The sequence below is a fragment of the Mycobacterium sp. genome, from assembly GCF_049683935.1.
In the GTDB taxonomy this organism is placed as follows: Bacteria; Actinomycetota; Actinomycetes; order Mycobacteriales; family Mycobacteriaceae; genus Mycobacterium.
In genome coordinates this window covers 1-6,846 of the sequence record NZ_JBAUJR010000479.1, presented here as the reverse complement: position 1 = coordinate 6,846, position 6,846 = coordinate 1, and the positions used below count along the sequence as shown (strand labels likewise).

The following is a 6,846-nucleotide window of genomic DNA, read 5'->3' as shown; positions in this document are numbered from 1 at the left end:
CGATGTCGACCCCGTCGATGCGTGCACCGATGACCGCGCCGAGCTTGACGACCTGTAGCGATGGCATATGACCCACTTCCGGAGCGCTTCAGACGCCAGTGTGCTCCTATCGGCGACACTGCCCACCCTTGGATTCACCGCGAATGGAACCGGGGTTTGCTGATCAACCCCAAGGCAGGTCGTTCGCGAGGCGTCAGCGTATCCGCCCAGGTGCTCACGTCGCGCGATAACGCCATGAAACTGACGTCGCCGGCGTAGTGTCGGTGCACTTTCACAGGGGGCCATCCCATGTCAGACAAAAGCATTCAGCAAACATCACCGCGACGGCCGGTCAGAGTCGCGATCATCGGGGCGGGCATGTCCGGGTTGTGCATGGCGGCCACGTTGCAGGATGCGGGCATCGATGACTTCACGATCTTCGAGAAGGCCTACGACGTAGGTGGAACCTGGCGCGACAACACCTATCCAGGCCTGCACTGCGACGTGCCCTCACGGTACTACTCGTACTCGTTCCGGCCGAACCCCGAGTGGTCGCATCTGCTGTCTCCGGGCGCAGAGATCCACAAGTATCTGCGGCAGGTCGCGGGGGAGCGTGACATCGTCGAACACATCCGATTCGGCACCGAGGTGACGGTCGCTCGATATCGGGACGACCATTGGTGGGTGACGACAGCTGAAGGTGATGAGCCATTTGATGTGCTCATCACTGCGACTGGCGTTCTGCGCGTGCCCAGATATCCCGACATTCCTGGACTCAACACCTTTGCGGGCCGCTCGTTCCACTCATCTCAGTGGGACCATTCGATAGTGCTCGCCGACAAAAGAATCGGGTTGATCGGGACCGGGTCGACAGGGGTGCAAATCACCTCGGCGCTGGCGGGAACCGTGAGAGAAATCAACATATTCCAGCGCACTCCACAGTGGGTCTACGCGTGGCCCAACAGGCAGGTGTCGGAATTAAACCGCGCGGCGTTACGCCGATCTCACAGGCTGAACGGGGCGCTGTACGCGATGTGGGGTTATATATTCACCCGTTTCTTCGGGACTGCCGTTGTCAAGCCTGGCTTGCGGCGCAAGATAATCCAGGCGCAATGTCGGTTGAATCTACGGCTGGCTGTGCGGGACAAGGAATTACGCGCAAAACTGACTCCGCGGGACCAGCCGTTGTGCAAGCGGATGGTGTTCGCGGGACATTACTACCGTTCGCTTCGGAAGCCTGGAGTGCACGTGACCACTCAACCTATCGACCGAGTCGAACCTCGAGGTGTCGTCACGGCAGATGGTGAGGTCCACGAGCTCGACTTACTGGTTTTGGCAACGGGATTCGATGCGCGCGCCTATGTCCGGCCCCTCGATATCGTCGGTGAAGGCGGGCTGAGTCTCGCTGACGCGTGGGCTGATGGTCCTGCGGCTTATCGCTCTGTGGCGGTGCCGGGCTTTCCGAACATGTTCATGCTCATGGGTCCGCACTCACCCGTCGGGAACAACTCGCTCGTCCCCGTCGCCGAGGACCAGGCGCGATATGCGACATGGTGGATCAATCAACTCCGAGAGCGGCGAATCGCCTCTGTTTCGCCTACCGGGGCCGCCACCGCTGCCTACGGCGACGCCATGAAAGCGGCCATGCCTCAGACGGTTTGGACTACAGGATGCTCGAGTTGGTATCTGGATAAGCATGGTTTGCCCGAGCTGTTCCCGTGGGCACCGCAGCGTTACAGCGAACTGCTCCGCGCGCCGGACATGGCGGATTTTGACGTTCGCACGGCGTAACTGTGACGACGGTCACATCGGGGCATTGCCCGTCTCGTCACGCACACCGCGGCCTTTTCCGACGTTACCGGCGGTACCGTCCTGCTTACTGAACCCGTGTCAAACAACGGGATGAGTGAAAGGAACGGCGATGTTCACACTCTTGGTTTTCTCGGCCGTCATTTTCCTGCTCGTGGCGGCGATCGGCATGCCCTACCGGCAGACGTGGTACGGCCGCTGGCACGGGTGAGTTTCTTCCCGCTCCAGCGGGTGGGGCGGGATAGGTTCCGGCCAGGCTTTGCCAGGTGAGGTGAGTTCCACAGGACTCCATGCGGTACGAATGGAGCGTGGCCGAATCCCCGAGTTCTCCGACCATCCTGCTGCTGTCGACCTCGGACACCGACCTCATCGCGGCCAGGGCCAGCGGGGCCGCTTACCGCTGGGCCAACCCGTCGCGGCTGGTGGACGGTGAGCTGGCCGAACTGCTCGACGGTGTGCAGGCCGTGGTGGTCCGGATTCTCGGTGGGTACCGCGCCTGGGAGGACGGCATCGATCAGGTGGCCGCGGCGGGCATCCCCGCCGTGGTCATCAGTGGTGAGCAGGCCCCCGACGCCGATCTGATGAGTCACTCGACGGTGCCGGCCGGTGTCGCGCTGGAGACGCACGTGTACTTCGCGCAGGGCGGTGTCGAGAACCTGGCGAACCTCCACGCCTTCCTCTCCGATACGGTGCTGATGACCGGCTTCGGGTTCGAGCCGCCGGTCGACATCCCCACGTGGGGCGTGCTGGACTGCCCGGCCGGCTTCGAAGCCAGCGGCGATGGCCCGACGATCGCGGTGCTGTTCTACCGGGCACAGCAGCTGGCCGGCAACACCGAGTACATCGGATCGCTGTGCCACGCGATTCATGCTGCAGGCGGCCGCCCTCTGGCGATCTACTGCGCTTCACTGCGCAACCCGGAACCTGAGTTGCTCGAACTGCTCGGCACCGCCGACGCCTTGATCACGACGGTTTTGGCGGCCGGCGGAGCGATCCCGGCCACGGTGGGTGCCGGTGGCATCGACGACCAGTGGAACGTCGCGCATCTCGCGGCGCTCGACGTGCCCATCCTGCAGGGGCTGTGCCTGACGTCATCGCGTCAGCAGTGGATCGACAACGACGACGGGATGAGCCCGCTCGATGTCGCGACCCAGGTCGCGGTCCCGGAATTCGACGGCCGAATCGTGACGGTTCCGTTCTCGTTCAAGGAGATCGACGAGGACGGCCTGATCTCCTATGTGCCCGACCCGGAGCGCTGCGCGCGTGTCGCCGGGCTCGCCGTGCGGCACGCCCGACTGCGTCGGATCGCGTCCGCGGACAAGCGGGTGGCGCTGGTGTTCTCCGCATACCCCACCAAGCACGCGCGAATCGGCAACGCCGTCGGATTGGACACCCCGGCCAGTGCCGTCGCGCTGCTGCGGGCGATGCGGGAGTCCGGCTACGACATCGGTGAGGTGCCCGGCGTCGAAGCTGAAGACGGTGACGCGCTGGTCCATGCGTTGATCGAACGCGGCGGCCAGGATCAGAACTGGCTGACCGAAGGTCAACTGGTGGGCAACCCGATTCGATTGTCCGCCAAAGAGTATCGGGAGTGGTTCGCGACCCTGCCCGCCGAACTGACCGACACCATGGTCGAGCACTGGGGGCCGCCTCCGGGTGAGCTGTTCGTCGACCGCAGCCGGGACCCCGACGGCGAGATCGTCATCGCGGCAATGATGTCCGGCAACGTGGTGATCCTCGTGCAACCTCCGCGCGGCTTCGGCGAGAACCCGGTCGCGATCTACCACGATCCGGACCTGCCGCCCAGCCACCACTACCTCGCCGCATATCGATGGCTGGACAAGGGTTTCGGCGCCGACGCCGTCGTCCACCTCGGAAAGCACGGCAACCTCGAGTGGTTACCGGGCAAGACGCTGGGCATGTCCGCGGCCTGCGGATCCGATGCCGCCCTCGGCGACCTGCCGCTGATCTATCCCTTCCTGGTCAACGATCCCGGTGAGGGCACCCAGGCCAAACGCCGCGCGCATGCCGTCCTGGTGGACCACCTCATCCCGCCGATGGCACGCGCCGAGAGTTACGGCGACATCGCCCGGCTCGAACAACTGCTCGACGAGCACTCGAACATCTCCACGCTCGACCCGGCCAAGCTGCCCGCGATCCGTCAGCAGATCTGGACGCTGATGCGAGCGGCGAAGATGGATCACGACCTCGGGCTGGAGGATCGCCCCGACGAGGATGTCTTCGACGACATGCTGCTGCACGTAGACGGCTGGTTGTGTGAGATCAAGGATGTTCAGATCCGCGACGGCCTGCACGTGCTGGGCCAGGCCCCCGACGGTGCCGTCGAACTCGACCTGGTGCTGGCGATGCTGCGGGCCCGCCAGCTGTTCGGCGGCGAGCAGTCGGTACCCGGCCTGCGCCAGGCGCTGGGGCTCGCCGAGGACGGCTCGGACACCCGCGGCGCGGTCGACGTCGCCGAAGAGCAGGCGCGCGGGCTGGTCGCCGCCCTGCAGGAGTCGGGTTGGGATCCCTCGGCCGTCGGGCGGATCACCGACAACACCGACGTCGCCGCAGTGCTTCGCTTCGCGGCCGAGGAGGTCGTGCCACGCCTGCGGGGGACCGAGGGTGAGATCAGCCAGATCCTGCGGGCACTCGACGGCCGATTCATCGAGGCAGGGCCGTCCGGCTCACCGCTGCGCGGTCTGGTCAACGTGCTGCCGACCGGGCGCAACTTCTATTCCGTCGACCCCAAGGCGGTGCCGTCGCGGCTGGCGTGGGAAACGGGTGTGGCGCTGGCGGATTCGCTCCTGGAGCGGTACCACGCCGATCACGGGCAGTGGCCACAGTCGGTCGGACTCTCGGTGTGGGGCACCTCGGCCATGCGCACGTCGGGCGACGACATCGCGGAAGTCCTTGCACTACTGGGGGTCCGGCCGGTCTGGGATGAGGCCTCACGTCGTGTCGTCGACCTCGAAGCCATGTCCCTGACCGAACTCGGCCGACCACGCATCGATGTCACCGTCCGCATCTCGGGCTTCTTCCGCGATGCGTTCCCGCACGTCGTCACCATGCTCGATGATGCGGTTGCACTGGTTGCAGGTCTCGACGAGACGGCCGACCAGAATTACGTGCGCGCCCACAGCGAAGTCGACCTGGCCGAACACGGCGACCGCCGGCGTGCCACCACCCGGATCTTCGGCTCCAAACCGGGTACCTACGGCGCCGGGTTGCTGCAGCTGATGGACAGCCGCAATTGGCGCGACGACGCCGACCTCGCGCAGGTGTATACCGCCTGGGGCGGGTTCGCCTACGGCCGCGGACTGGACGGCGCCCCTGCCACCGACGACATGAACAGGGCCTACCGTCGAATCGCCGTGGCTGCCAAGAACACCGACACCCGCGAGCACGACATCGCCGACTCCGACGACTACTTCCAGTACCACGGCGGCATGATCGCCACCGTGCGGGCGCTCACCGGCAAGGACCCGGTCGCCTACATCGGTGACAACACCCGGCCCGAGTCGGTGCGCACCCGGACGCTGTCGGAGGAGACCACAAGGGTCTTCCGCGCCCGCGTCGTCAACCCGCGCTGGATGAACGCGATGCGCAGACACGGCTACAAGGGCGCATTCGAGATGGCGGCGACCGTCGACTATCTGTTCGGGTACGACGCCACCGCAGGGGTGATGGCCGACTGGATGTACGAGCGACTCGCCGGCGAATACGTCCTCGACGACGAGAACCGCAAGTTCATGGCCGAATCGAACCCGTGGGCACTGCACGGGATGGCCGAGCGCCTGCTGGAAGCGGCAGGACGGGGAATGTGGGCAGAGCCGGAAGCGGTGACCCTCGACGGGCTGCGCCAGGTGCTGCTGGAGACCGAGGGCGACCTCGAAGGCTGACGGGAGATGGATTCGGCGGGTAGGAGCGGAGCGACTCGGGGAGATGGGTTCGGCGGGTAGGAGCGGAGCGACTCGGGGAGATAAGTTGGGCGGATGCCCGTGACCTTCTCCGACGTAGCCGGATCCGAGTACATCCTGCTGACCACCTTCACCAAGGACGGCCGGCCGAAGCCGACCGCGATCTGGGCCGTCGGCGACGGCGACCGTCTGACCGCGATCACCCAGGAGAAGTCCTGGAAAGTCAAGCGCATCCGCAACACCCCGAGGGTGACCATCGCCGAGTGTGACCGCGGCGGCAAGCCCAAGGGCGAGGCGGTCGAAGCCACCGCCGCGATCCTCGACAAGTCGGTCAACGGCGCCACCTACGACGCCATCGGCAAGCGCTACGGCCTGCTCGGCAAGACCTTCAACCTTTTCTCGAAGCTGCGCGGCGGCATGGACAAGAACGTCACGATCGAACTGAAGCCGGTGAACTGACCCATGGCGCCTCAGTTCAAGGACGTCTACGGCGAGAAGTACCTGCTGCTGACCACGTTCACCAAGGACGGCCGGCCCAAGCCGACGGCGGTGTGGGGAGTACCGGAGGGGGACAAGCTGCTGATCATCACCGATGACGGCTCGTGGAAGACCAAGCGGATCAACAACACTCCGCGGGTCACCATCCAGAAGTGCGGCGTGCTCGGCAAGGTGAAGGGCGAACCGGTCGAGGCGGAGGCGCGGATGCTGCCCAAATCCGAGACCCGGCGGGTGTTCGATCTGATCATCAAGAGGTACTGGAACCACGCGTGGTATTTCATTCCGCAGGCGCTTCTGCGCGGCGGGATCGACAAGGTGCACGCCGCGATCGAAGTGCAGGCCCCCGGTGGCCCGCCGAGTGCCTAGGAACCTGCCGGCGCTCCCGGGCGTTGGCAGTGCATGGCGATGAGGCTGTTTCTGATCTACGCGGTCATCGAGCTGGCCGTCCTGGTGGCGCTGGCGTCGACGATCGGCTTCGGCTGGACGGTGCTGCTGGTGGCGGGCACGTTCGTGGTCGGTCTCGCCCTTGCGGGGTCCCAGGTGCGGCGCCACCTCCAGCGGCTGCAGTCCGGCGGGCTGACCGCCGCCAACGCCCAGGGAGCTGTCACCGACAGCGCGCTCGTCGCGCTCGGCACGGTGC

General features: G+C 65.6%; 5 protein-coding genes. All 5 read left to right on the top strand.

Features of this window, described 5'->3' with window-relative positions; all coding sequences use genetic code 11:
- The first annotated feature begins 288 nt into the window (after positions 1–288).
- Entirely contained in the window at positions 289–1,770 is a 1,482-nt protein-coding gene (locus tag WA965_RS27185) for a flavin-containing monooxygenase (protein ID WP_526300908.1), read from the top strand.
- Between the two features lie 326 nt (positions 1,771–2,096).
- The gene (gene cobN, locus WA965_RS27180) at positions 2,097–5,690 is read left to right on the top strand and encodes a cobaltochelatase subunit CobN (protein WP_526294442.1); all 3,594 of its coding nucleotides are present in this window, start codon (positions 2,097–2,099) and stop codon (positions 5,688–5,690) included.
- A 93-nt stretch (positions 5,691–5,783) separates the two neighbouring features.
- Entirely contained in the window at positions 5,784–6,167 is a 384-nt protein-coding gene (locus WA965_RS27175; RefSeq protein WP_178360169.1) for a PPOX class F420-dependent oxidoreductase, read from the top strand.
- Between the two features lie 3 nt (positions 6,168–6,170).
- Positions 6,171–6,572 (top strand): PPOX class F420-dependent oxidoreductase, encoded by a 402-nt coding sequence (locus tag WA965_RS27170; RefSeq protein ID WP_526294441.1) that lies wholly within the window; start codon positions 6,171–6,173, stop codon positions 6,570–6,572.
- A 33-nt stretch (positions 6,573–6,605) separates the two neighbouring features.
- Positions 6,606–6,846: FxsA family protein (locus WA965_RS27165; protein ID WP_526448233.1), on the top strand; the 241-nt coding region annotated here is incomplete at its 3' end.

Bases quoted from the DNA above. Each gene is read 5' to 3' on its own strand.
- WA965_RS27185 (WP_526300908.1), top strand. From the start codon at position 289: ATGTCAGACAAAAGCATTCAGCAAACATCACCGCGACGGCCGGTCAGA.
- WA965_RS27175 (WP_178360169.1), top strand. From the start codon at position 5,784: ATGCCCGTGACCTTCTCCGACGTAGCCGGATCCGAGTACATCCTGCTG.
- WA965_RS27170 (WP_526294441.1), top strand. From the start codon at position 6,171: ATGGCGCCTCAGTTCAAGGACGTCTACGGCGAGAAGTACCTGCTGCTG.